Origin of the sequence: Streptomyces halobius, assembly GCF_023277745.1 — a bacterium.
Classification (GTDB): Bacteria; Actinomycetota; Actinomycetes; order Streptomycetales; family Streptomycetaceae; genus Streptomyces; species Streptomyces halobius.
The window spans coordinates 8,901,065-8,926,270 of sequence record NZ_CP086322.1; the positions used below are offsets into that span (position 1 = coordinate 8,901,065).

At 69.9% G+C, this 25,206-nt stretch carries 25 protein-coding genes; 17 read left to right on the forward strand and 8 right to left on the reverse strand.

The genetic code is table 11. The features are described from left to right. The first annotated feature begins 3 nt into the window (after nt 1–3). The 3 genes from K9S39_RS40385 (at nt 4) to rfbA (ending at nt 3,340) form a co-directional block, all read left to right on the forward strand. Nucleotides 4–975: a hypothetical protein gene (locus tag K9S39_RS40385; protein ID WP_248868247.1), complete on the forward strand. Its 972-nt coding sequence runs from the start codon at nt 4–6 to the stop codon at nt 973–975. Nucleotides 976–1,013: 38 nt separating this feature from the next. Then, nucleotides 1,014–1,511, forward strand: a complete 498-nt coding sequence (locus K9S39_RS40390; protein ID WP_248868248.1) for a hypothetical protein — start codon at nt 1,014–1,016, stop codon at nt 1,509–1,511. A gap of 944 nt (nt 1,512–2,455) precedes the next feature. After that, a complete protein-coding gene (gene rfbA, locus K9S39_RS40395) occupies nt 2,456–3,340 on the forward strand; it encodes a glucose-1-phosphate thymidylyltransferase RfbA (protein ID WP_248868249.1) in 885 nt (294 codons plus the stop codon). A 16-nt stretch (nt 3,341–3,356) separates the two neighbouring features. On the opposite strand, the gene K9S39_RS40400 is transcribed toward rfbA, so the two are convergent. From K9S39_RS40400 to K9S39_RS40415, 4 genes are read right to left on the reverse strand one after another with little or no spacing between them, the layout of a single operon-like run. Continuing rightward, a complete protein-coding gene (locus K9S39_RS40400) occupies nt 3,357–4,370 on the reverse strand; it encodes a Gfo/Idh/MocA family protein (RefSeq protein WP_248868250.1) in 1,014 nt (337 codons plus the stop codon). Next, nucleotides 4,367–5,476, reverse strand: a complete 1,110-nt coding sequence (locus tag K9S39_RS40405; RefSeq protein WP_248868251.1) for a DegT/DnrJ/EryC1/StrS family aminotransferase — start codon at nt 5,474–5,476, stop codon at nt 4,367–4,369. Before K9S39_RS40405 ends, K9S39_RS40400 begins: the two co-directional genes overlap by 4 nt. A 48-nt stretch (nt 5,477–5,524) precedes the next feature. Beyond that, on the reverse strand, nt 5,525–6,235 hold the full coding sequence (locus K9S39_RS40410; RefSeq protein WP_248868252.1) for a class I SAM-dependent methyltransferase: 711 nt from the start codon (nt 6,233–6,235) through the stop codon (nt 5,525–5,527). Between the two features lie 36 nt (nt 6,236–6,271). Further along, nucleotides 6,272–7,051: a cyclase family protein gene (locus K9S39_RS40415; protein WP_248869194.1), complete on the reverse strand. Its 780-nt coding sequence runs from the start codon at nt 7,049–7,051 to the stop codon at nt 6,272–6,274. 195 nt (nt 7,052–7,246) lie between these two features. On the opposite strand from K9S39_RS40415, the gene K9S39_RS40420 reads away from it, so the two are divergent. From K9S39_RS40420 to K9S39_RS40430, 3 genes are all read left to right on the forward strand, one after another. Continuing rightward, nucleotides 7,247–7,684, forward strand: coding sequence for a nuclear transport factor 2 family protein (locus tag K9S39_RS40420; protein ID WP_248869195.1), 438 nt, complete (start codon nt 7,247–7,249; stop codon nt 7,682–7,684). A gap of 57 nt (nt 7,685–7,741) precedes the next feature. Then, nucleotides 7,742–8,674: an NAD-dependent epimerase/dehydratase family protein gene (locus K9S39_RS40425; RefSeq protein WP_248868253.1), complete on the forward strand. Its 933-nt coding sequence runs from the start codon at nt 7,742–7,744 to the stop codon at nt 8,672–8,674. A gap of 66 nt (nt 8,675–8,740) precedes the next feature. Then, nucleotides 8,741–8,998, forward strand: coding sequence for an acyl carrier protein (locus tag K9S39_RS40430; RefSeq protein WP_248868254.1), 258 nt, complete (start codon nt 8,741–8,743; stop codon nt 8,996–8,998). A 26-nt stretch (nt 8,999–9,024) separates the two neighbouring features. On the opposite strand, the gene K9S39_RS40435 is transcribed toward K9S39_RS40430, so the two are convergent. After that, on the reverse strand, nt 9,025–9,744 hold the full coding sequence (locus K9S39_RS40435) for a class I SAM-dependent methyltransferase (RefSeq protein WP_248868255.1): 720 nt from the start codon (nt 9,742–9,744) through the stop codon (nt 9,025–9,027). Nucleotides 9,745–9,952: 208 nt separating this feature from the next. Between K9S39_RS40435 and K9S39_RS40440 the strand changes: the two genes are divergently transcribed. From K9S39_RS40440 to K9S39_RS40455, 4 genes are all read left to right on the forward strand, one after another. Then, entirely contained in the window at nt 9,953–11,212 is a 1,260-nt protein-coding gene (locus K9S39_RS40440) for an aromatic ring-hydroxylating oxygenase subunit alpha (RefSeq protein WP_248868256.1), read from the forward strand. A gap of 78 nt (nt 11,213–11,290) precedes the next feature. Beyond that, entirely contained in the window at nt 11,291–12,508 is a 1,218-nt protein-coding gene (locus K9S39_RS40445; RefSeq protein ID WP_248868257.1) for a class I SAM-dependent methyltransferase, read from the forward strand. 49 nt (nt 12,509–12,557) lie between these two features. Then, a complete protein-coding gene (locus K9S39_RS40450) occupies nt 12,558–13,964 on the forward strand; it encodes an activator-dependent family glycosyltransferase (RefSeq protein WP_248868258.1) in 1,407 nt (468 codons plus the stop codon). A gap of 40 nt (nt 13,965–14,004) precedes the next feature. Next, nucleotides 14,005–15,630, forward strand: a complete 1,626-nt coding sequence (locus K9S39_RS40455) for an FAD-dependent oxidoreductase (protein WP_319949623.1) — start codon at nt 14,005–14,007, stop codon at nt 15,628–15,630. 38 nt (nt 15,631–15,668) lie between these two features. Here K9S39_RS40455 and K9S39_RS40460 read toward each other — a convergent pair whose 3' ends face one another. Then, a complete protein-coding gene (locus tag K9S39_RS40460; RefSeq protein ID WP_248868259.1) occupies nt 15,669–16,787 on the reverse strand; it encodes a nucleotide disphospho-sugar-binding domain-containing protein in 1,119 nt (372 codons plus the stop codon). A 193-nt stretch (nt 16,788–16,980) separates the two neighbouring features. Between K9S39_RS40460 and K9S39_RS40465 the strand changes: the two genes are divergently transcribed. From K9S39_RS40465 to K9S39_RS40480, 4 genes are all read left to right on the forward strand, one after another. Then, nucleotides 16,981–17,751, forward strand: a complete 771-nt coding sequence (locus K9S39_RS40465; protein WP_248868260.1) for an NAD-dependent epimerase/dehydratase family protein — start codon at nt 16,981–16,983, stop codon at nt 17,749–17,751. Beyond that, a complete protein-coding gene (locus K9S39_RS40470) occupies nt 17,748–18,983 on the forward strand; it encodes an acyl-CoA dehydrogenase family protein (protein ID WP_248868261.1) in 1,236 nt (411 codons plus the stop codon). The genes K9S39_RS40465 and K9S39_RS40470 overlap by 4 nt, the downstream gene beginning before the upstream one ends. Next, entirely contained in the window at nt 18,980–20,056 is a 1,077-nt protein-coding gene (locus K9S39_RS40475) for a methyltransferase (protein WP_248868262.1), read from the forward strand. The genes K9S39_RS40470 and K9S39_RS40475 overlap by 4 nt, the downstream gene beginning before the upstream one ends. A gap of 67 nt (nt 20,057–20,123) precedes the next feature. Further along, nucleotides 20,124–21,017 (forward strand): alpha/beta fold hydrolase, encoded by an 894-nt coding sequence (locus K9S39_RS40480; protein WP_248868263.1) that lies wholly within the window; start codon nt 20,124–20,126, stop codon nt 21,015–21,017. Nucleotides 21,018–21,038: 21 nt separating this feature from the next. On the opposite strand, the gene K9S39_RS40485 is transcribed toward K9S39_RS40480, so the two are convergent. Together K9S39_RS40485 and K9S39_RS40490 are read right to left on the reverse strand one after the other, a co-directional pair. After that, on the reverse strand, nt 21,039–21,659 hold the full coding sequence (locus K9S39_RS40485; protein WP_248868264.1) for a DsbA family protein: 621 nt from the start codon (nt 21,657–21,659) through the stop codon (nt 21,039–21,041). 27 nt (nt 21,660–21,686) lie between these two features. Then, nucleotides 21,687–22,121, reverse strand: a complete 435-nt coding sequence (locus K9S39_RS40490) for an ester cyclase (RefSeq protein WP_248868265.1) — start codon at nt 22,119–22,121, stop codon at nt 21,687–21,689. A gap of 229 nt (nt 22,122–22,350) precedes the next feature. Here K9S39_RS40490 and K9S39_RS40495 point away from each other — a divergent pair, with 229 nt between their 5' ends. From K9S39_RS40495 to K9S39_RS40505, 3 genes are read left to right on the forward strand one after another with little or no spacing between them, the layout of a single operon-like run. Continuing rightward, nucleotides 22,351–22,701, forward strand: a complete 351-nt coding sequence (locus K9S39_RS40495; RefSeq protein WP_248868266.1) for an antibiotic biosynthesis monooxygenase family protein — start codon at nt 22,351–22,353, stop codon at nt 22,699–22,701. Then, entirely contained in the window at nt 22,701–23,981 is a 1,281-nt protein-coding gene (locus K9S39_RS40500; protein WP_248868267.1) for a beta-ketoacyl-[acyl-carrier-protein] synthase family protein, read from the forward strand. Before K9S39_RS40495 ends, K9S39_RS40500 begins: the two co-directional genes overlap by 1 nt. Continuing rightward, nucleotides 23,978–25,198 carry a ketosynthase chain-length factor gene (locus K9S39_RS40505; RefSeq protein WP_248868268.1) on the forward strand — a complete coding sequence of 407 codons (1,221 nt, stop codon included), beginning with the start codon at nt 23,978–23,980 and terminating at the stop codon, nt 25,196–25,198. The genes K9S39_RS40500 and K9S39_RS40505 overlap by 4 nt, the downstream gene beginning before the upstream one ends. Nucleotides 25,199–25,206 lie beyond the last annotated feature (8 nt).

Below are 25,206 nucleotides of genomic sequence, written 5' to 3' on the forward strand. Positions count from 1 at the left end.
GACATGGCCCGGGCGGTGCGCAAGCGCACGGTGTTCTTCTTCGAGATCGTCGAGGCCAAGGATGGCCAGCCGCGTATGGACCCCCAGCCCTGGCGGAGCTTCCTCGACCGGATCGCTGCACTGGAGCCGCACAAGCGGACCATAACCAGCGGAGATGACCAACTGGTTGGGGTCGTGGACCCGGCGATGCCCGAGGACCATCTGCTTCTCGCCAAGATCACCGGTGAGGTTCCCCATCAACTCGACCACGGTAACGGCACCATCGAAGCGCTGAGGCTTGCCGCCGGGACCGATGTCGCCCATGTGACGACGATCTGCTTCCTGCCCTACGGCAACATCATCGGCGCCCTGCACGGGGGCTTCTCCGCCCCGCGCGTCAGCGCCATCGCCAAGTGGCTGAACCAAGTCGGTCTCCCCTGCGGGGAAATCTCGCTGAAGCCGGTCATCCACGCGCGGGCTCGCGAGAAGCTCAACCGCATCGAAGCGGTGTCGGAACTGACAGTGAGCCTGGAGGGTGCGCCGGCAGACAGTGTCAGCGCCCTGAACGCGAACTCAGAACTGGGTGCCTCATTGCGCAGCTTCGGTCAGCGGCACCCGGACACGGCGATCACGTTGAGCCTGAAGGTGCCTCAGCGCGGCAGGGGGCTGAACCTGTTCCGTAGAAACCGGGCCGCTACCCAACTGCGCAGCGATGTCCTGCAGTTCATCCCCGACCTCGATGAGTGGATGGACGAGTCAGGCGTGGTGCGCTCCGTCAGCGGGCGCGTCGCGGTGCGTGACCCGCACCGCCAGTCACTGGAGTACGAACCGCTCGACTTCCTGGCCCACCGCATCACGGCCCAATGTGACGTACCGGTCCAGTTCACCGACGGACGCTCGGTGGACCTGACGTTCGCCGTAAACGCCGTCTTCGAGGCAGCTCGCACACACGAAGAGGCGCTTCAAGAGGCGTGTCAGCGCCGGCCGCTAGCCTGAGCAGTGCTGTTTCAAGGGCCTGGGCCTGGGGGTGCGTGGTGGAGTGGCTGTTGGAGCGGTGGGCGGGACGGCCGCGCCTGGACTGGCTGATCACCCTCGTGGTCACGGGGGCGCATCTGTCCGTTGTGCGAGTCACCGGCAGTGGCGACATCTTGGCCTGGCCGCACCATGAGCAGCGAATCGACATCTATACGACCACGGCCACCGTCGCGGCGCTTGTGGGCAGCTTCATCACCGCGGCCGTCGCGCAGTACGCGGCCTCCAACGGGCCCAGGATGCGTGCACTGCGTACTCACGAGGTGCAGGGTGTGCAGTTCCGTCGCAACTGGGTGGGCATTCTCAGCGCGACGCTCGTGATCTCGGGCCTGTGCCTGATGGCCACCATCCTTGACACCACGGAGTCGGACCCGGGGGGCGTGCACTGGCTGGTGGAGGTTGCGATGTGCCTCGGCGGGGTGCGAGCCGTGCGGCTCCTGTGGCTGTTCGGGAAGGTGATCGTCGCGGCTGACAGGGACCTCGGCGACGAGAGGACGTGAGGGGCCGCGTTAGGCTGGGGTTGCCTTGACGGAGGTTGGCGGACACCGATATCGACGTTCCCAACCGTCAGGTGCGACTGAGCTTTCTGGGTTGATGAAGGTCGTCCTGGGGGTGGCCGCGAAATCTCCGTACTCTGCGTGTACGGGACGGAGAAGTCTTGCGCGGTACGGACCTGGACGTGATCGAACGCCCCTGTGACGGATGCGAACAGTACTTGCTTGGCGTCCGTCGGCTGTCCCGAATGAAGGCGGCCACGGGCACCCCATCTCCGGAACGTCAAAGGCAGGACGTTTTCGCGATGCCGCGACCGTCGGCGCCCACATCATTGGCTGGGCTGACGACTGGGAGGTCCCGGGCGCTACGGACCCGATGACCCGGCCGAGGCTGGGCCCGTGGCTTGGTGACGAGCGGGGACTGTACGACGGTCTGGTGGACGGCGATGGAGCGATAGCCGAGACGGTCTACGGTCCTGGGAACGGTGTGCCCGAGCGCATCGCTGAGTTGCAGGCGCATCGAGAGCGGCGAGGGCGACTCCGGGCCGACCGCCAGGCCGGCTGTACGACGCTCCTGACGACGCGGTGTGACCTGCTGACCGAGATACGCGTCACAGGGCAGTGAGATGATCTCGAAGCTCTGAGATGAGGGCGGCCGGAATGCGCAGGGAACAGGCCATCGCAGGCCAGGAAGCGACTTCACGGCCACCGTGTGCCCACCAACTGCGGAACTCGGGTTGTCGCTTCGGCAAGGACGAGCTCCCTGCGCCACCGGACCGGACTACGGCCGTGGTGGTGCAGCGGGGGCGCAGCACGAGCGGTGCTTGAGGTGCCTGCGAGGCGCCACGGCAACACTGCATTCCCGGAGTTTTCCGGGAAACAGGAGCCCTTTCCCGGGCGAAGGAAGCCGGGGAGCGTTCAGGGCAGTTCCGTTCTGGGGGTGAGTCCTCGTGAAGGGCATCGTTCTGGCCGGTGGATCCGGAGCCAGGCTGTATCCGATTACCCGCGCGGTATCCAAGCAACTGCTTCCCGTCGGCGGAAAGCCGATGATCTACTATCCGCTGTCGATTCTCATGCTCGCGGGCATCAGGGACGTCCTCGTCATCGCGACGCCCCACGACCTGCCGCGTTTTCGCACTCTGCTCGGCGACGGGTCCCAGCTCGGGACAAACATCAGCTATGCGGAGCAGTTCCAGCCGGCCGGCATCGCCGAGGCCCTGCTCATCGGCGCCGATCACATCGGCACGGACCCGGTCGCGCTGATCCTGGGCGACAACATCTTCCACGGCCCCCGCTTCTCCGACGTGCTGGCCCAGGAGTCTCAGGACGTACAGGGCTGTGTGCTGTTCGGCTACCCGGTGCACGACCCGCAGCGGTACGGGGTCGGCGAGGTCGACGCCGACGGCAGGCTTGTCTCCATCGAGGAGAAGCCCGCACGGCCGCGGTCCGACCGCGCCATCACGGGCCTCTATTTCTACGACAACCGAGCGGTCAACATCGCCAAGAACATCACGCCGTCAGCCCGGGGAGAACTGGAGATCACCGATGTGAACCGGTTCTACGTCGAGCAGGGCGAGGCCAGGCTCGTCGACCTGGGCCGCGGTTTCGCCTGGCTCGACACGGGCACACCGGAATCCCTGCTCCAGGCCAGTCAGTACGTGGGGACGCTGGAGGAACGCCAGGGATGCCGTATCGCGTGCATCGAGGAGGTCGCGCTGCGGATGGGTTTCATCGACGCCGCAGCGTGCCACCGGCTGGGCGAGGAGATCGGCGGGTCGAGTTACGGGCAGTACGTCATGTCCATCGCCGAGGAGGTGAAGGAGGTGAAGGCCTGAGGGGTCGAGGGGCTGATCAGACCGTGACGATTCTGGCGACCTTCCGGACGTCCTCGACCAGCCGTGCCTGGAGCAGCGATTCGGCTTCGCAGACGGGACCGCCCCCGCCGGTGAGGACGGTGGCGGTGAACGCGGCCAGCGCATTGCGCACCTGATGGTCCGCGGGCATCGCCAGCTCGGTAAGCCGGTCCTGCTTCTGGAGCCGTACCACCGGCTTCAGCTGCTCCGGCGGGGTGTACGCGCGCTCCACCGAGATCCTCCCCTCGCCGCCCCACAGCGCGTAGCGCGACCGGTACGAGTGCCGGAAGCCGAACTCAAGCTGCGCCGCGACGCCGTCGGGGGCGCACAGCAGGGCCGTACCCGACACGTCCACCCCGGTCGCGTCGTCCACCCGGAGGGTGGCCGCCAGCACCTCCGGCTCGCCGCACAGATACATCTGCGCCGTCCGCAGCGGATAGACGCCGACATCCAGCAGTGCGCCGCCGCCGAGCGAGGAGGCGTACCGGAATCCCGTGGGATCCAGAGGCGGTACGCCGAACGAACCGGACAGCACCTCCAGCTCGCCGATGGCACCCGCGTCGACGAGCGAGCGGACCTCGGCGTGCTGGGAATGGTGCAGGAACATGAAGTTCTCAGCGAGGATCCGGCGGTGCCGTCGCGCCAGCTCCATCAGCTCGGCAGCCTCCGCGTGGGTCGTGCACAGCGGCTTCTCGCACAGCACGTGCTTGCCCGCCCGCAGGGCCTCGGCCACCTGCTCGAAGTGGAGCGCAGGCGGGAGGGGGACGTACACCGCGTCGACGTCGTCCCGCTCCAGCAGCGTCCGGTAGCCCTTGACGCCGGCACATCCGAACCGGGCCGCCACCCGCTCTGCCTTCGCGGCGTCCCGGCTGGCCACCGCGACGAGCTCGGCCGCATCGGCCGCCGCGATGGCCGGGAGCATCCGGCGCAGCGCGATGTCCGCGCAGCCGAGCACGCCCATGCGAACCCGGCCTTCCGCGGCGCCGTCCCGCCCGATGGGGACAGAACTCACAGCGTCGCCAGGACGTCGTGGAGTGCGCCGATGACCTTGTCCTGCACCGCCGGGTCCAGCGAGGGGTACATGGGCAGCGAGAAGATCTCGTCGGCCGCCGTCTCGGTGACCGGCAGGGACCCCTTGGCGTATCCGAGGTGGGAGAAGCCCGTCATGGTGTGGACCGGCCACGGGTAGCTGATGTTCAGCGAGATGTCGTAGCTCTTCAGTGCCTCGATGACGGCGTCGCGCCGCGGATGGCGTACCACGTAGACGTAGTAGACGTGGTCGTTGCCCGGCGCTATCGACGGCAGCACCAGATCGGTGTCGGCGAGCCCCTCGGCGTAGCGCCGCGCCACCGCACGCCGGCCCTCGACGTACGCGTCGAGCCTGCGCAGCTTGCGGCGCAGGATCTCCGCGTGCAGCTCGTCCAGGCGGCTGTTGTGCCCCGGCGTCTGGACGACGTAGTAGCGCTCCGCCATGCCGTAGTACCGCAGCCGCCGAAGACCGGCGTCCACCTTGGGGTCCGAGGTGATGACGGCGCCGCCGTCGCCGTAAGCCCCGAGCACCTTGGTTGGGTAGAAGGAGAACCCGGCCGCGGCCCCCCACGTGCCGGCGAGCTGTCCGTCGCGGCGGGCGCCGTGGGCCTGTGCGCAGTCCTCGAAGACCAGCAGACCGTGCGCGTCCGCGACGGCCTGCAACGCCGTCATGTCGACGCACTGGCCGTACAGATGCACCGGGAGCAGACACTTGGTGCGCGGAGTGACGGCGGCGGCCACCTGCTCGATGTCCATCAGGTATGTGTCGGGGTGGACATCGACGAAGACGGGCGTTGCCCCCATGGAGTCGATGGCCACCACGGTCGGTGCCGCGGTGTTCGAGACGGTGATCACCTCGTCGCCCGGACCCACGCTGATCGCCTGGAGCCCCAGCTTGATCGCGTTGGTGCCGTTGTCGACCCCCACCGCGTGCCCCACCCCGTGGTAGGCGGCGAACTCCTCCTCGAAGCCGCGTCCGCTGGCACCGAGCACGAGCTGTCCGGACCGCAGCACGGTCTCGATCGCGTCGTGGATGTCGTCCCGCTCGGTCTCGTACTCGCGCAGGTAGTCCCATACGTACGTGGTCATGGGTGAGTCACTGTCTCCGCTCGTCTCGGGCATGTGTCTGGCCGCGTCTCACTGCCGTACGCCGACGAACAGACCGCGGCCGGTCGGGTCTCCGGGGAGGAACTCGACGGTGCACCCCGCGTCGGTGAACGCCGCGAGGTACTCGTTTTTGGTGAAGAGGGTGAGCACGTCGATCTCGGTGAACTCCCTGATGCCGTGGCGGTCGCCGACCAGGAACCGCACCTCCATCCTGGTCGCGCGGCCCTGGCGGGTCGAGTGCGAGATCCGGGCCACGGTACGGCCGTTCTCCCGGCCGAGGTCACCCGCGACATAACCCTCGACATGGTCCTCGGGGAACCACCACGGCTCGATGACGAGCACACCACCGGGGCGCAGGTGCCGGGTCATCGACCGCACCGCGTCCCGCATGTCGGACACCGTGGCCAGATAGCCGATGGCGCAGAACATGCACACGACCGTGTCGAAGGCGTGGCCGAGGTCGAAGGCGCGCATGTCGCCGGGGTGCACGGTCACTTCCGGCAGCCGCTGATGTGCCAGCTCCCGCATGGGCTCTGCGATCTCCAGGCCCTCGGTGTGCTTGCACAGCGCCCCGAAGGTCTCCAGGTGCGCCCCGGTGCCGCAGGCCACGTCGAGCAGGGAATCCGCCTCCGGACACCGCGACCGCACCACTTCCATGACGTAGGCGGCCTCCGCCGGCCAGTCCTTGCCCCGGCTGCGGTAGAAGATCTCGTAGACCTCCGCCAGTTCCGGTCCGTACATCTGCTCTCCTGTCGGTGTCGGTCGAAGGGCGCCGGGTCACTCGTCGACCATGGCGACTGCCCTGGTCCAGCCCGCGCCCGCACCCGCGATCTTCACGGGGAAGCACATGACGGTGAACCCGTACGGCGCGGGCAGGGCGTCGAGGTTCGCCAAGCGCTCGATCTGGCAGTACTCCCGGTCGCGGCCGGCGAAGTGGGCCGGCCACAGCACCGAACGGTCACCCGTGCGCCCGTACCGCTCGATGACGTGGGTGAACGGGGCGTCCAGGCTGAACGCGTCCGTCCCGATCACCCGCACCCCAAGGTCCAGCAGCAGATGCACGGCCGGCCCGTCCAGTCCGGCGAACTCGGTGAAGTACTCCGGGGTGCCCGCACGCGCCGAGGCACCGGTGTGCAACAGGACGATGTCCAGCGGCGCCGGGGTGCGGCCGATCCGCTGGAACTCCTTCTCCAGCCGCTCCGCGCCGACGACACCGGTCGGTGCGTCGGTGAGGTCGAGCACCATCCCCGGCTTGCAGAACCACTCCAGTGGCATCCGGTCGATGTGCTTCGGTACGCCGTCGCCGTATCCGGCCCGAGAGCCGTAGTGTGACGGCGCGTCGACGTGCGTGCCGGTGTGCGAGGTCAGGGTGATCCGGTCGAGCGACAGGAACTCCCCGTCGGGCAGCTCGTCCGGGTCGAAATCGAGCCCGAAGTGCGTCCGCATCTCCGCGCTCATGTGCTCCGCCCCCTGACGCGGGGTTAGCACCTCGTGCACCACGGGATCCGGTTCATGAGCCGTGGCGTCCACCGCCGATGACAGGTCGATCAACCGCACATGGACCTCCACGTACTGTTCCGTACCGCTTTCGCCGACGCGTCAGATCGTGCTCCGTGCGAACGGAGAAGCGCTCAAACCTCACTCGGCTCCCGCGGGTCGCGTTCGAGCCGATGTCGATGGGCGTCGGGAATCGTTCGCAGGTGCCGCCCGTTCGGACCCGGACGGGACTAGCGTGAGGAGGACGCGGTGGCAATGCCGATGGGAACCTCGTCGTCGGTCGAGTCCCTCTATGCCGAAGTGCAACAGTTCTATGCCCGACACATGCATCTGCTGGACGCCGGGGACGGCGAGGGCTGGGCGCTGACCTTCACCGAGGACGGCTCGTTCGCGCCGCCCTCGCTGCCGGAACCCATCGTCGGCCGGGACGCCCTGGCCACGGGGGTCAACAAGGCCGCCGCGGCGCTCGCCGAGGCCGGCGAGGTGCACAGGCATCTGCTCAGCATGGTGTGGGTCCAGCCGCGCGAGGACGGCGAGCTGAGCGTCCGTTCGTACGCGCAGATCGTCGCCACGCCCCGGGGCGGCAGCCCCAGACTCCATCTGATGTGCGTATGCGACGACGTACTTGTGCGCGTGGATGGTGAACTGAGGGTGCGTGAACGCCGGGTCACGCGTGACGACCGGCATCCGTGACTCCGGCGCCGGGAACAGCCAGAACAGTCGAGGGCAGCGAGGAAGGGGGACGGTGTGGTGACCTCGCGTGACGCGAGCCGGCCCGGCACGGTCGCCGTGCTGGGCGCGACCGGCGGCATCGGACGACAGGTGAGCGCGGTGTTCTCGCGCGCGGGACACGAGGTGCTCGGTGTGGCCCGGCGTCCCGCGCCGCACGCCGCCGGCCGGGCCTTCGTCCCGCTGGACGTGGCATCGGCGGAGCCACCGGAGATCGCCGAACTCCTCGCCTCGCGGAACGTGGGGGTCGTGGTCAACGCCACGGGCGGCTGGGCGGTGACGGAGGGGGCGATGCACCACGCCCATGTGCGGCTGGTGGACCATGTGCTCGCCGGAGTCGCCGCGCTGCCCACGCGCCCGCGCGTCATCCACGTCGGCAGCATCCACGAGTACGGCTTCGTACCGCCCGGCACCGGCATCGACGAGTCGGTGGCGCCGGATCCGAGCACTCCGTACGCCCGTACGAAACTGGCCGGCTCGCAGGCCGTGCTGGCGGCGGCCCGCGCCGGGGACGTCGACGGGGTCGTGCTGCGCGCGGTCAATGTGTGCGGGCCCCATCCGTCGGCGGCGAGCTTCCTGGGCGCCGTGCTGCACCGGCTCCGCGGGGTGACGCCGGGGGAGCGGCTGGAACTGATGATCGCGGACGCCGCCCGCGACTACATCGACGTACGCGACGTCGCCTCGGCGGTCCTGCGGGCCGCGGACGCGGCGGCCCCCGGCGCGGTGTTCAACATCGGGCGCGGTGCGGCGCCGACGATGCGCGAGCTGGTGGCGACCCTGGTCGAGGTAGCCGGATTCCCGCCCGAGACGATCAAGGAGACCGGCGGGCCGGTGGAGAGCAAGGGCGGTGGTTGGACCAAGGCCGACATCCGTCACGCGGAACGGGCGCTGGGCTGGCGCCCGGTCATCGGTCTGCGCGACTCCCTGCGCGACATGTGGGAGGCGGCGGGCTGAGCCCCACCCTCCCCGATTGCTCGGCGGCGAGCGCTCTCTTTCCCACAAGCAGAGAGGATACGTGTGATGAGTGAACTCACCCTGCCGGTCCTGGTCGAGATCATCCGGGAGTGCGCCGGTGAGGCGGACGGAGTCGATCTAAACGGCGAGGGCGTCGGTGACGTCGAGCTGAATGTCCTCGGGTACGACTCGCTCGCCCTGTTGGAGGCGATCAGCCAGGTCGAACGGAGGTACTCGATCGGCATGCCGGATGCGGAGACCCGGATCCGGACGCTGAACCAGTTCCTCGATCAGGCCAACGAGCAACTGGCCCGGCGGCCCTGAACCCGGCGCCCGTCCGGTCCGCCGGGTCAGCCGGCGGACCGGACGCCGACGAAGAGGCCACGGCCGGCGGGCTCGACGGGGAGGTAGTCGACGCCGAAACCGGCGGCCGTGAACGCCGCCTCGTACTGCTTCTGGGAGAACAGGCCGATCAGGTGCGTCTCATGGAAGTGACGTACCCCCGACGCACCGTCGGCGACCAGATAGTGCACATGCATCCGGGACGCCGCCCCCTCCCGTACGGAGTGGGAGACCCGGGACACGGTCCGTTCCCCGACGGTCACCGTGCTGCCGGCGACATGGCCGTGCCGGTACGTCTCGGGGAACCACCACGGGTCGACGGCCAGCACCCCGCCGGGCGTCAGATGCCGTGCGCACCGGCGCAGCGCGTCCACCAGCGCCGACTCCGTCAGCAGATAGCCGATCGACCCGAACATGCAGGTGATGACGTCGTATGTGCGGCCGAGGTCGAAGTCCCGCATGTCGCCGACGTGTACGGGGACACGTGGCAGCGCCGCGTGCGCGAACCGGGCCATCGGCTCGGACAGCTCCAGCCCGGCCACCTCGTCGAACAGCTCGTCGAAGCACCGCAGATGCGCCCCGGTGCCGCAGGCCACGTCGAGCAGGGTGGCGGCATCCGGCCTGCGCTTCCGCACCTGCCGCTCCACCGCGGCCGCCTCTTGGAGATAGTCCTTGCCGCGGCCGCGGTGGATCAGCTCGTAGATCTCGGCGAGTTCGGCTCCGTACACGGCGACCTCATTCGTTACGTGCCCGACAGGGACGGGGGTCCGGAAGCACCGATCGTCGGGCGGGATGCTAGAAGAACGCCGGAGACCTGCTGGACGCGTGGGGCACCGGGGGCCCTCGTGGCGACCGGCCGCGCTGTCGAGCGGGGTTCGAATCCGCCCTGCCAGGGTCGGGAGGACCACGTACCCGCGGCACAGGTTGGAGCCCACCGTGAGCACAGGCGTGAGTACAGGCCGGATCGTCGGCGAGAAACACCCGGGCACGGCGCGCGACGATCACGATGGTGCGATCGACGGCAGTGGCAGCGGCGAGGGCGCCTGGTCACCGTCCGGCGAGGTCGCCGCACTGCTGGACGAACTGCGCCGTTACCTGGAACTGGAAACTCAACTCAGCCTGCCGCCTCGCGCGTTCACCTCTCCCGGCCTGTACGAGCTGGAACGCACCCGCATCTTCGGGCGCTCCTGGGTGCTCATCGCCCACCGCGACGATCTCGCCGAGCCGAACAGCTACGTTTCGGTCGACATCGCGGGGGAGCACGTGGTGGTCACCCGCGACGCGGACGGCGTGCTGCACGGCATGTCACCGATCTGCCGGCACCGGATGATGCCGCTTGTCGCACGCGGTGCCGCCGGTCGCGCCGACTCCTTCACCTGCCCGTACCACCTGTGGAAGTACGGACTCGACGGCCGGCTCATCGGCGCGACCCATATGCGCAAGAACCCGGACTTCGACCCCAAGGACTGTCGGCTGCCCGCCTTCGCGGTGGAGGAGTGGCACGGCTTCGTGTACGTGAACCTCGACGCGGCCGCCGCCCCGCTTGCCCCCGAACTGAGCCGGATCTCCGAAGACCTGACCAACTATCAGCTCGACGGCATGGCGCAGCTCGGGTCCTGGAGCGAGGAGTGGGCCTGCAACTGGAAGGTCGCCGTCGAGAACGCCCACGAGAACTACCATGTGATGGGCTTTCACCCGGAGACCCTCCAGCAGTCGACGCCCGGCGGGTCCGACACGGACGTACGGGTCGACTCTCCATGGGCGCTGCGCCTGCTCATCCCGTTCACCCAGCCGCAGGAGACCTACGCCCTGCCGCTGACCGACGAGGAGAAGGCCCATTTGTACGGCTTCTTCGTCTTCCCCGCGGCGAGCCTGGCCGCGGCCGGCGAGATGGTCATCTGGCTCAGCCTCATCCCGCTGACCATCGACCGGACGCTGGTCCGCGGCGGCATCCTCGTGCCGCGCGCAGCGTTGGAGGGCGCCGACCTCGACGAGATGCGTCGGCAGGCGGAGTCGTACGCGGGCATGATCAACAGCGAGGACCGGCGGGGACTGGAGGCCGTCCAGCGCGCCGTGGGGTCACGCTTCGCCGCACGCGGCCATCTGAGCCCCAAGGAACCCGGTGTCGTGGCCTTCTACCAGAATCTGGCCCGAGCCCTGTTGCGCGGCGACGGCGACTGGCCGGGAGAGCTGTGAACCCGTCGGCCGGGCGGTTCCGCCATCGCACGTCATGACCATCGCTACTCCGTTACTCAAGGAAGAGGGCTTTCCCCCATGCTCAGTTGTCGGATCTGCGGCGGTCGGCTGCACGAGTTCATGGACTTCGGACGGCAGCCGCTCTCCAGCGGGCTCCTTGAGCCCGAGTACCTCGGCGACGAGTTCTTCTTCCGGCTGGCCGTCGGCGTCTGCGGTGAGTGCACCATGGTCCAGCTCACTGAGGAAGTGCCGCGCCATCTGATGTTCAACAGCCACTATCCGTACCTGTCGTCCGGGTCCTCCGTCATGCGCAAGCACTTCGAGGGGACCGCGCAGCGCTTCCTGGAGACCGATCTCACCGGGAAGGACGCCTTCCTGGTCGAACTGGGCTGCAACGACGGCGTCATGCTCCGCGTCCTGGCCGAGGCCGGGGTCCGGCACCTGGGCGTCGAACCCTCGCAGAGCGTGGCCGACATCGCGCGTCGCCAGGGTATCCGGGTCACCACCGAATTCTTCCAGGAGTCGACGGCGGCCGACATCCGCAAGACCGAGGGGCACGCGCAGGTTATTTTCGCGGCCAACACGATTTGCCACATCCCCTACCTGGACTCGATCTTCCGGGGAGTGGACGCGCTGCTCGCGCCGGACGGGGTGTTCGTCTTCGAGGACCCGTACCTCGCCGACATCGTCGACCTCGCCTCCTTCGACCAGATCTACGACGAGCACTACTTCTTTTTCTCCGTCTCGTCCGTGAGCGCCATGGCCGAGCGGTTCGGCTTCGAACTGGTCGACGTGGAGCGGCTGCCCGTGCACGGCGGCGAGGTCCGCTACACCATCGCCCGCGCCGGGCGGCGCGCCCCCGCGCCCGCGGTCGCCGAGCTGCTGGAGCGGGAGCGGCGGCGCGGGCTATCGGACCTCAAGACCCTCAAAGGCTTCGTCGGCCGTGTGGAACGGGCCCGGGACGAGCTGGTCTCCCTGCTCCGCAGGCTGCGGGACGAGGGCCGTACGGTCGTCGGGTACGGGGCCACGGCCAAGAGCGCCACCGTGGCCAACTACTGCGGCATCGGGCCCGACCTCATCTCGTTCATCTCCGACACCACCCCGAACAAGCAGGGACGGCTGACACCGGGCTCGCACATCCCGGTGCGGTCGCGAGAGGAGTTCGAGAGCCCGTACCCCGACTACGCCGTGCTGTTCGCCTGGAACCACGCCGAGGAGATCATCGCCAAGGAGCAGCAGTTCCGGGCCTCGGGCGGCAAGTGGATCCTCTACGTCCCGGACGTCCGTGTGGTGTGAGCGCCTCGCGCTCCCGCTTTGACCACGCCAGCCGAGGAAGGGTGCCCCGATGCGGGTCCTGTTCACCACACACACCGCGAAATCCCATCTGTTCGCGCAGGTCACGCTGGCGTGGGCGCTGCGGGCCGCCGGCCACGAGGTCCATGTGGCCGGCCAGCCCGATCTCGCCGACGACATCACCGGCACCGGCCTGACCGCCGTAACGGCCGGTGCCGCGCTCGACCTGGCGGCACAGCTGGAGTCGTACGAACAGTACGACGGGCCAGGCGGGTCCGGTGCGGCCGGTGAGTCCGGAGGGTCCGGCGCATACGCAGCTCAGGCCCCGGAAGCCTGGGACGAAGCCGGGGGCGCGGACGACTACCGTGCGATGGCCGAGCGGTTCGAGTATTGGACGGACATGACCGAGATCCGTCCGGAGAAACTGTCGTACGAGTACATGCACGGCGTCTTCACCGCCATGACCACGCACGTCTTCCAGCAGTACTCCGCGCCGGCGATGGTCGACGACCTGGTGTGCCACGCCCGGTGGTGGCGGCCCGACCTGGTCGTCTGGGACCCGCTCACCTTCGCGGGGCCGATCGCCGCGCGGGCCAGCGGCGCGGTCCACGTCCGACTCCTGTTCGGCCTGGACCTCATCGGCCGGATGCGCGAGTCCTACCTCGACGCGGTGCGACGGCTGCCCCCGGGGCAGCGGGAGGACCCGATGGAGGAATGGCTGGGCTGGACCATGCGGCGGTACGGCGGGGAGTTCGGCGAGGACCTCGTCGTCGGGCAGCGCACCATCGACCCGCTGCCGGGCTCCCTGCGCTTCCCGGTCGGACTGGACCGCGTGCCGATGCGGTTCGTGACCCACAACGGCAGCTCCGTCTTCCCGGACTGGCTGCGCGAGCCGCCGAAGCGCAGGCGGATCTGCCTGACGCTCGGCGTCTCGCACCGTGACCTGCTCGGCGCCGACCGGGTGCCGCTCCGGGAGGTGCTCGCGGCCGTGGCCGGAGCGGACGTCGAAGTGGTGGCCACCTTGAACAAGGCCCAGCTCGCGTCCGTCACCGAGGTGCCGGACAACATCCGCGTCATGGACTTCGTCCCGCTGGAGGCCCTGCTGCCGAGCTGCTCCGTGGTGATTCACCACGGTGGTGCGGGCACCTTCAACACCGCGCTGAGCTGCGGGGTGCCCCAGCTGATCCTGCCCGACGGGGTGTGGGACACCGACCACAAGGCACGCCTGCTGGAGGAGCGTGGCGCCGGGCTCCGGGTCGCGGAACCGGAGCGGGCCGATGCCGGGATGCTGCGCGTCATGCTCACGCGACTGCTGGAGGAACGCTCCTTTGCCGATGCCGCCGCCCGGCTGCGCCAGGAGTCGAGGGACATGCCTGCGCCCAGCGCTGTCGTGCCGGTCCTCGAAGAGCTCGCAGAGGCCAACCGGCGCGGCGCCGGGGCGGAGCCCGTGCAGATCTGACGACCCGAAACAGACCGAGTGACCCACAACGAAACGGGGAGTGGCAGTGAAGGATTTCTCGCGCCGCGGATTTCTCGCGGGCGGCGTCGCGGCCGGCAGCGCCGTGGCACTGGCCGGGCCCGGTACGGGGGTGGCGGCGGCGGACACCGGGGCCGGTGGCTGCTTCCCGCCGCCTCCGGCCAAGGCCATGGGCCCCGGCGATCCGCGTTACGCGGAGCTGGTCGCCAGAGGCTACAACGGGCGCTTCTCCGGCCGGCCGGAGTCCGTATCCCTCGTCCACCGCGCCGACCACGTGGTCGCCGCGGTGGACGACGCCCTGCGGACAGACAGACGGATCGTCGTCCGCAGCGGCGGACACTGCTTCGAGAACTTCGTCGACGACCCGGCCGTCCAGGTCGTCGTCGACGTCTCCGAGATGAAGTCCGTCTATTACGACTCCACGCACCGCGCCTTCGCCATCGAATCCGGCGCGACGCTGGGCGAGGTGTACCGCACCCTCTACTTGGGCTGGGGCGTGACCATACCGGCGGGCGCGTGCCCCTCCGTCGGCGCCGGCGGCCACATCGCGGGCGGCGGATACGGCGGACTGTCGCGCCACCACGGCTTCGTCGCCGACCACCTCTACGGCGTCGAGGTGGTCGTCGCCGACTGCCGCGACCGCGCCCGCCTGGTGCTGGCCACCCGTGACCCCGCCGACCCCCACCACGACCTGTGGTGGGCCCACACCGGAGGAGGCGGTGGGAACTTCGGCATCGTCACCCGCTATCTGATGCGCTCGCCCGGCGCGCGCCGCAACGACCCCACGACCCTGCTGCCCAGACCCCCGGCGACGATACGTTCCGTCACCCTCGGCTGGTCGTGGGCGGACATGACCGAGTCCGCGTTCGTACGGATCCTGCGCAACCACGGCACCTGGCACGAGAAGGAGTCCGGCACCGGCTCCCGCTACGCACCGCTCAGCAGCTGGCTCATCCTCAACCACCGGGCGACCGGACGGTTCACCCTCGTGGCTAACGTGGACGGCTCTCTGCCGCACGGCAAGACGCTGCTCGACGAGTACGTCGCGGCGATCACCGCGAACACCGGAGTGCGTCACGAGACCGAGGAGTCGACCGCGCTGTGGATGAAGTCCACGCTGACCGCCGACCCGTACGCCGGCGGCAGATACCCTTTCAAGTCCAAGGCCGCGCTCCTGCGCAAGTCCTGGACGGAGGCACAGATCCGGACCCTCCACCGCTATCTGACCCAGGGCGGGGAGGAGCATCAGGCGTCCACCGTGTACCTCTCCACCCTCGGCGCCAGGATCAACACGGTCCCGGCGTCCGCGACGGCGATCCCGCACCGCAACTCCCTCTTCAGCGCGACGTACGAGACCTCGTGGTGGCCCGGCGTCCCCGGCGATGCGCAACTGGCCTGGGTGCGTGATCTGTACCGGGACGTGTACGCGGACACCGGCGGCGTCCCCGTACCCGACGCCGCCAATGGCGGGGCCTACATCAACTACCCGGACGCCGACCTGACCGACCCCCGCTGGAATACCTCCGGGGTGCCCTGGCACACCTTCTACTACCGGGACAACTACCCCAGGCTCCAGCAGGTCAAGGCACGGTGGGACCCCGCGAACGTCTTCCGCCATGCGATGTCCGTCCGGCTGCCGGGCCGCTGACGCGCCACCGGCGCTCGCGGCCACCCGGCCACAGTCCCTCACACCAGGGACGCCAGCCGCCCGACGAGTGCGGCGGGAGACGGCATCGCCGCTGTCTCGTCGCGCACCTCGGCCGCGGCCGTCCGCAGTCCCTCATCATCCAGCAGGGCCCGGAACTCCGCCGTCCCGACCGTCTCGGCCGCCCCCCCGATCGCGATGCCCCGCTCGATGACCGCGCGCTCGTTGTCCTTCTGGTCCGGGCTGAGCGGCATCACGCACTGGGGAACGCCCACGGCCATCGCGACCGCAGAGGTGCCCGACCCGCCGTGGTGGATCAGCCCGCGGCAGGTTCTCAGCAGCGGCCCGAGGGGGAGCCAGTCCACCGTCCATACGTTGGGGGGCAGTTCACCCAGGAGCGACGGGTCGCCGCCGCCGAGGGTGACGACGAACTCCGCGTCCGTGTCCGCCGCCGCGGTGACGAGCGGCGCCAGCACGGCCAGGCCGCCCCACAGACCGGCGATCGACCCGAGCGTGACGGCGATCCTTGGCCGCCGCGGCGGCTCCAGCAGCCAGCCGGGCAGCTCGCCGTTGCCGTTGAAGGGCACATAGCGGACCGGTACGTCGTCGTCCGCGCGCACCCGCTCCGGAAGCAGCTTCAGCAGGCTCGGCGGCATCGAGTTGAGCCGGAAGCCGGTCGCGGGCGCCGGCGTGACGCCGTGCCGCAGATAGTGCTCCTTCATGTGGTCGCGCAGCAGACCGTCGATGCGCGGTGCGCTGTCGGCCGGCCCGGTCACCACCGACACGGCGGGCACGCCGAGCGCTCCCGCCGCCAGCGGGCCGGCACCCTGGAGCGGTGAGTGGACGATCAGATCCGTGGACCAGCCGCGGGCGACCTCCACCACCCGGTCGACGGTGACACCGGAGACCCTGGCGAAAAGCGCGGCGACGAACTCGTCCCCGCCGTCGACGCTGAAGTCGATCTCCTCGGGCCGGAACACCGTCGCGTAGTCGAGCCCGGGGGTCACATCGACGACGTTGACGCCCGCGGCGGCCACCGCGTCGACGTCACCGCCCTGGGCGTACAGCACATCGTGACCGGCTGCGGTCAGCGCGTGCGCCAGGGGCACGGAGGGAAAGATGTGCCCCAGCCCTGGGGAGTTGACGAACAGTACGCGCATGGGAACTCCTCGCCTCACGAGAGGGATGGGGTGATGGGCTCACCTTCCACCGGTGTCCTTGAAGGCGCACGGAGCCTTGATGAACGGACTTCCCGACCGGGCCTCGGCCCGCAGTCCGAGACCCTTCGAGCGTCCTTCGACACCCGGCTGCGAAGGTCGGTGCCCCCAGCGAGCCGAAGGGCTGCCTTGTCAGATGGAGATCATCGGGAACGGGTTTCTCGCACGACATCTCGCACCGCTCTCGACCGAGCACCCCAGGGCGACGGTGCTGGCCGCGGGCGTGCCCACGCACCCGCTGCCCGACGCGGAACACCAGCGTGAGACCAGGCTCGTCGACGAGACGGTCCAGCACTGTCTGCGGCGCGACCGGATGCTCGTGTTCTTCTCCACCGTCAGCATGTACGGCGGACCCGGCGGTTCGGGCGACGAGGACGGCCCGCAGGTCGCCTCCACCCGCTACGGCCAGCACAAGCTGGACCTCGAACGGCTGATCAAAGCCTCCGGGGTACGCCACCTCATCCTTCGGCTCGGCTATGTGCTGGGCCCGGACGAACCCGGCTTCCGCCTGCTCGCCGCGCTCATCACCCAGGTGCTGGCCGGCCGGGTGCGCGTCCAGCGCGGGGCGCGCCGGGACATGGTCCACGTGGCGGACTTCACCACCGTCGTGGACGCCCTGCTCCGTACCGGGGTGTGCGACGAGACCGTGAACGTCGCCTCCGGAGACTGCGTGGAGGTCGCCACCATCGTGCGGCATCTCGAATACCGGCTCGGCGTCACGGCCCAGTGGCAGGTCACCGACGACAGCGTCAGGCACTGCCCCTCGCTACGGAAACTGCGGCGGCTGGTGCCCGAGGTCGACGGGCTGGGATTCGGGCCGGGCTATCACCGGACCGCCATCGACCGATATCTGGAGGCGACGCGCCCGGCGGCTGCCATCCGGACGGAAAGGACGGAAAGGCCATGACGGATCAGGCAGGCAGCACGGTCCAGGCGAAGGCGGGGGACCTCACCGGACCGCTCACCCCCGAGGGCCACGCCCTGCTGGACATACTGAGCAGGCATCTGCCGGGCATGGCGTCCGGCGCGGCCGAGCACGACCGCAAGGCCACGTTCCCGCTGGACGCCGTCCAGCGCCTTGGCGCCGACGGCGTACTCGGCGCGACCGTGCCGCGTGAGTTAGGTGGACTGGGCGTGAGCAGCGTCCATGACGTGTGCCTCGCCGTGAAGCGGATCGCCGAGGCCGACGCGTCCGTCGCGCTGTCGCTGCACATGCAGTTCAGCCGCGGGATCACGATGTCGTACGAGCGGGAGCACGGCACCGACACCGGACGCGCCCTGGCCGAGCGGCTGTTGCGGCTGATGGGCACGGAAGGGGCACTGATCAGCGGCGCCCTCAAGGACGCCGGCGTCACCACCGAGCTGGTGCCCGCGGACGACGGCGGCTGGCGGCTGACCGGCCGGAAGATCCTGGTCAGCATGGCCCCGTTCGCCACGCACTGTGTCGTCGCGGCACAGACCCGTCCCGCCTCCGGGCCCCCGCTGATCGCCTCCGCCTTCCTTCCCGCTGACGCCCCCGGCCTGAAGGCGCCGGACAACTGGAACGGCATGGGAATGCGGGCGTCCGCCAGCACCGAGGTCGTCTTCCAGGACTGTCCCGTTCCCGCGGCCGATGTCTTCCTGCGCGGACCGGTCGGCGTCCGCAACGACGCCGCGATGGCGGGCCAGACCGTCAGCTCGATCGGACTGCTCGGGGTTTACGCGGGGATCGCGCAGGCAGCACGCGACCTCGCCGTCGCGGGCATCGCCCGGCGCGGCGGACAGCCGCCGGCCGCGGTCCGCACCCTGGTGGCCGAGCTCGATGTGAAGCTGTACACGTTGCGCACGGCGCTCGCGGCGGCACTGACCAACGCCGACCACCACGCGCACCGGACGACGGACGACCCCGACGAGCGCGGCCGGCTGATGATGGCTCCCTTCCAGTACGCGAAGCTCGTCGTCAACCGCACCGCGGCGAGCATCGTCGAGGACTGCATGACCCTGGTGGGCGGGGCGTCGTTCACCGCGAACCACCCCCTGTCCCGCCACTACCGCGACGTCCGCGCGGGCTGGTTCATGCAGCCCTTCACCTACGCCGAAGCCGTCGACCACCTGAGCGCGTACGCGCTCGGCACCGACCGGGAAGGCAGCGCATCGTGAGCGGTACGAGTGGCGGAACCGTGGGCGGCGCCGGCGGGGACGAACGGCCCGTCGACGCCCTGGTGCGAATGTCGAACCTGGTGACCCCGATGGCGCTGCGGGTCGCAGCCACCCTGCGGCTGGTCGACCACCTGCGCGGGGGTGCCACGAGCCCTGAGGCCCTCGCCGAGGCCACCGGGGCGGACGCGGACGCGCTGTCGCGGCTGGTGCGGCACCTGGCGGCTGCCGGGGTCCTGGAGGAGACCGGCCCCGGCCGCTACGCGCCGACCCGCATCGGCAACCTGCTCGCCGACGACGACCCGTCACGGCAGCGTTCCTGGCTCGACCTGGACCAGGCCGTCGGGCGCGCGGATCTGACGTTCCTCGGTCTGTGCGAGGCGGTCCGTACCGGGCAGCCGCAGTACGAGGCCCACTACGGCAAGACGTTCTGGACGGACCTGTCCGAGGACGACGAACTCGGGGCCTCATTCGACACCTTGATGACGACACGGGAGGATGAGGCATTCGCCGCGCCCGTCGCCGCGTACGACTGGGGCCGGGCACGGCATGTGCTCGACGTCGGCGGTGCGCCTGGCGGCCTGCTCAGCGCGATTCTGCGGGCCGCGCCCGAGGCGCGCGGCACCCTGCTGGACCTGCCGGGAGCGGCGGGGAGGGCGCGCGAGCGCATCGCGGCGGCCGGAATGGACGGCCGTATCGACGTCGTCGTCGGCGACTTCTTCGACGAGCTGCCGGTGTCCGCCGATGTCGTCGTGCTGTCGTTCGTCCTCCTCAACTGGTCGGACGCGGACGCGCTGCGGATCCTGGGGCGCTGCCGTGACGCCCTGCGGCCGGGAGGCCGGATCGTCCTGTTGGAGAGGGCCGAGGCGCCGACCGGCGGGACGCGGACGTCGGACCTGTACTTCAGCGTGCTCGACATGCGCATGCTGGTGTTCCTCGGCGGTCGGGTCCGCACCGACCGCGAGTGGGCCGGGCTGGCCGACGCCGCCGGCCTCGACATCGTCTCCAGGAGCGGGCCCCTGGTGTCGCCCAATGTGCCGCTGGACTCCTGCCTCTGGGAGCTGTCCCCGCGCTGAGCCCGTCCGTCCACCACGACCGTCGATCCATGGAATCAAGGTTCCCCGAGCCGAGAGGAGTCTCGCAGTGGCAGAACGTATCGTCACGTCGCAGGAAGTGGAGCTGTGGAGCGAGGATTTCGGTGACCCCGCCGACCCCGCCCTGCTCCTGGTGACGGGCGGGAACCTGACCGCGATGAGCTGGCCCGTCGAGTTCGCCGAACGGCTCGCCGCCGACGGGCTGCACGTGATCCGCTACGACCACTGGGGGGTCGGCCGCTCCACCGGCTGGGACCCGGCCGAGCGCCCGTACGGCTATCTCCAGCTGGCCGCCGACGCCGTCGCGGTGCTCGACGGCTGGGACGTCGAACGGGCCCACTTCGTCGGTATGTCGATGGGCGCGGTCCTGTGCCAGCTGGTCGCGCTGGACCACCCGCAGCGGATGCTGAGCATGTCGATCATGCTCGGCGGGGCACTCGACGTGGACTTCCCCGGCAACATCCGCCGCGCCGTCGCCGGGGAACCCTCCGCCGACGGCCTCCCCCTGCCGCAGGAACGGTTCCTGAAGGCGCTCGCCGTCATGAACGAGGAGGTGGATGGCCTGGAGGCGGAACTGGACCGCCGGGTGCGCCGGTGGAAGCTGTTCTCCGGGGACGAAGTCCCCTTCGACGAAGCCGGCTTCCGGCGGTGGGAACGGGAGGCCATTGACCACTCGGGCTCCCTCACCGAGCCGCAGGTGCACTACGCGGTGCAGCCGCCGCCGCGCGAGCGCGCCCCCGAGCTGCGCGACGTCCGTGTCCCCACCCAGGTGATCCAGGCGACGGAGGACCCGATCGCTCCGCCGCCGCACGGCCGCCACCTCGCTGATCTGATCCCGGTCGCGCACCTGGTGGAGATCAAGGGCATGGGGCACGCGCTGCCGAGTTCGGTCCACCGGCCGCTCGCCGAGGCCGTGCTCCACCATGTGCACCGGCACCGGTAATTGACGCTCGGGCGTGCCGTGTCAGCCTGCCATGTCGAACCGGGGCTCCTCGGTCCGGGTGCGCTTGACCTCGTAGAAGCCCGGAACAGTGGCCATCAGCAGAAAACCGTCCCACAACTGTCCGGCCATCTCCCCGGTAGGAGCGGGGGAGACGGCCGGACCGAAGAAGCCGACCCGTTCGCCACCGGGCCCGACGACCGATATCACGGGCGTGCCGATGTCCCCGCCGGCCAGGGCGACGGCCTGCGCGTGCGAGGACCGGATCGCCTCGTCGTACGCGGTGGACTCGGCGACCTCTGCGATCTCTTCCGGCAGCCCGGCATCCGCCAGGGCCGCCGTGAGGTTCCCCCAGTCGCCCCGGAGGTGGAAGCGGGTGCCCATCGCCGTGAAGAGGTCACCCAGCGCCTGCCGGCCGAACCGCTCCTCCACCGCGGCACACACCCGCACCGGCGCCCACATGTAATCCTCCCATTCACCCTCGGGGTTGTCGTCCCGGTGCTCGTTGAGCACCGACAGACTCATCACCCGCCAGCGCACGGACACCGGCCGCACCTTGGTGACCTCCACCATCCACCGCGAGGTGATCCACGTGTACGGGCAGACGGGGTCGAACCAGAAGTCGACGGTCCGTTTTTCGGTCATCTGATCGGCTCCTCGCACGGTCTCGTTCTAGCGGCGCCAGCCGTCCGGCTCGGGCCATGGCTCACCGAGCTGGCGGTACGTGCTCTGGTACTCCGGCCAGTCCCGATGGTCCCTGATCTTGCCGTCGACGACGCGCAGCAAATGGATCTGCTCCCCGGAGAAGCGGCGGCCGGTCGGTGCGAAGCCCACCATCGGACCGACGTGCCGCCCGTAGAGCACCAGGTACGCACGCACCCAGTCCCCCCGCTCCTCGATCTTGACCTCCTCCAGGTGCGCGTCCTCGGAGAAGGTCATCCGCACCCAGGCTACCGCCATCGCGAACGCCTCGGGCCCCTCACCGATCCCGTGCTCCATCGTGGCCGGATTCAGATACTCGGGGTGGATGAACTCGTGGACGTCGTCGGTCCTGCCCGTGTTGTACGCCTTGATCATCCGCCGTACGGCTTCGACGTTCTGACTCACCGTGTGCCTCCGGTTCTCGGTGTGCTCGTCGCCGACGAGCATCCCAACACCACGATCGGCAGCGGATCGACATTCGCTCGACCCGCCGCTCCACGGCCGCTCGACCCCCCACCCGGCCATGGACGGCACCGGGTCCAGACGCTGTTGAGCGGGCTGCGAGAGCCGACGCCCACGTTGGACGACGCCACATCGTCAAAGCCCGACCTCGGATGTGAAAAGAGGCGCTGAGATGCAGCCGAACGACCTTGATCCCACCGGGAGCGGGGTGGTCACCTTCCTCAACAGGTTCACCGTGCACGCCTCGCCGGAGGAGTTCGAGAAGGCATTCGCCGAGACCGGACGGTACCTGGCGGACCGGGACGGATTCCTGCGGTACACCCTGCACCAGCACGCCGAGGACCCGACCCGCTGGTTCAACATCGCGCACTGGCGAGACGCGCACGCCTTCCGCGCGGCGGTGGGCCAACCCTCCTTCCCACAGCACGCCGCGGCGGTACGTGAACTGAGTACCAGTGAGCCCGGCCTGTACGTCCCCCGGCAGCACGTGTCGGCGGAGCGGGCGGCTACGGAGGACCGCTGATGGCCACGCCCACCGGCCGCCGTGCCGTCATCACCGGCATCGGTGTCGTCGCTCCCAACGCCGTGGGGCGCAAGCCCTTCTGGGACGCGCTGACCGCCGGGCGCACGGCCACCAGGAGCATCAGCTTCTTCGACCCCGCCCCCTACCGCTCGCAGATCGCCGCCGAGGTCGACTTCGACCCGCTGCGCGAGGGGCTGACCCCGCAACAGGCCCGGCGGATGGACAGGGCCGCGCAGTTCGCCGTGGTGAGCGCCCGGGAGGGTCTCGCCGACAGCGGGCTGGACCACGCGGAACTGGACCCCGCGCGGACCGGTGTCACCATCGGCAGCGCCGTGGGCTGCACCATGAGCCTTGAGGACGAGTACTCCGTCGTCAGCGACGGCGGGCGCCACTGGCACGTGGACGACTCCTACGCCGGGCGGCACCTCTTCGACTACTTCGTCCCGAGCTCGATCGCCGCCGAGGTAGCCCGCGATGTCGGCGCCGAGGGCCCCGTGTCGCTGATCTCGACCGGCTGCACCTCCGGACTGGATTCGGTCGGGCACGCGGTGGAGCTGATTCGGGAGGGATCGGCGGACGTGATGGTGGCCGGCGCCACCGACGCCCCGATCTCGCCGATCACCGTGGCCTGTTTCGACGCGATCAAGGCGACCACGCCGCGGAATGACGAGCCCGGGCGGGCGTCGCGGCCCTTCGACCGCACCAGGAACGGGTTCGTCCTCGGCGAGGGCGCCGCGGTCTTCGTCCTGGAGGAGCTCGGGCACGCCCGCCGGCGCGGCGCGCAGGTGTACGCGGAGATCAGCGGGTTCGCCTCGCGCTCCAACGCCTTCCACATGACCGGGCTGCGCCCGGACGGCCGAGAGATGGCCGAGGCCATCCGCGTCGCGATGCAGCGGGCCATGGTCGCCCCGCAGGACATCGACTATGTCAACGCGCACGGATCGGGCACCGTACAGAACGACCGGCACGAGACGGCGGCCTTCAAGAGGGCCCTCGGCGAGGACGCCTACCGGGTGCCCGTCAGCGGCATCAAATCGATGATCGGGCACTCTCTGGGGGCGATCGGCTCGCTGGAGATCGCGGCCTGCGCGCTCGCCATCGAACACAACACCATCCCGCCCACCGCCAATCTGCACGAGCCCGACCCCGAATGCGACCTGGACTATGTGCCGCTGACGGCACGTGAGCAGCGCGCAGACACCGTGCTCACGGTGGGCAGCGGCTTCGGGGGCTTCCAGAGCGCGATGGTGCTGCGGAGCCCGGAGAGGGCGACGTCATGACATCCACCGCTGTGATCACCGGTATGGGCGTGCTCGCGCCGACCGGCCTGGGCACCGCCTCCCACTGGCGCAGCACCCTGGCCGGGCGGGCCGCGATCGGCCCGATCAGCCGCTTCGACTCGGAGCGCTACCCCAGCCGGCTGGCCGGTGAGATCGAGGGTTTCGCTCCGCAGGAGCACGGCATCCCGAACCGGCTGCTCCCGCAGACCGACCACATGACCCGGCTGGCGCTGGTGGCCGCCGAATGGGCCATCAAGGACGCCGGGGTGGAGCCCGGCGCACTGCCGGACTACGGCATCGGCGTCGTCACGGCCAGCTCGGCCGGCGGATTCGCGTTCGGCCACCGGGAACTGCACAACCTCTGGAGCAAGGGCCCGGAGCACGTCAGCGCCTACCAGTCCTTCGCATGGTTCTACGCGGTCAACACCGGACAGATTTCCATCCGGCATGGACTGCGCGGCCCGGGCGGCGTGGTCGTCACCGAGCAGGCCGGCGGGCTGGACGCCCTGGCGAAGGCCCGGCGGCAGCTGCGCGACGACGTGCAGATGGTGATCGCGGGCGGCGTCGACGGCTCGCCGTCGCCCTGGGGCTGGGTCGCGCAGCTGGCGGGCGGCCGGATCAGCACCGTGGACGATCCCGAGCGGGCCTACCTGCCCTTCGACGCGGACGCCTCCGGCTACGTACCGGGTGAGGGCGGCGCGTTGTTCGTCCTTGAGTCCCCGGAGTCGGCACACGCCCGTGGCGTGCGGTCCTGGTACGGGGAGATCGCCGGATACGCGTCCACCTTCGACCCGCCGCCCGGGACGGGCCGGCCCGCCAACCTGCGGCGTGCCGCCGAAATCGCCCTCGAAGACGCGGGATTGGAACCCGGCGACATCGACGTGGTGTTCGCCGACGGCGCGGGCATCCCCGAACTCGACCGCGCCGAGGCGGACGCCATCCGCGAGGTCTTCGGCCCGCACGGCGTACCGGTGACCGCGCCCAAGACGATGACCGGGCGGCTCGGCGCCGGCGGCGCGGCACTCGACCTGGCGACGGCCGTGCTGTCCATCCGCGACAGCGTGATCCCGCCGACGGTGAACGTGCGGCGGCCGGTGCCCCAGTACGGGATCGACCTCGTCCGCCGCTCCCGCAACGTACCGGTGTCCGCCGCGCTCGTGCTGGCCAGGGGACACCAAGGTTTCAACGCGGCCGCGGTCGTGACCCGACAACGATGAGGAGAGAC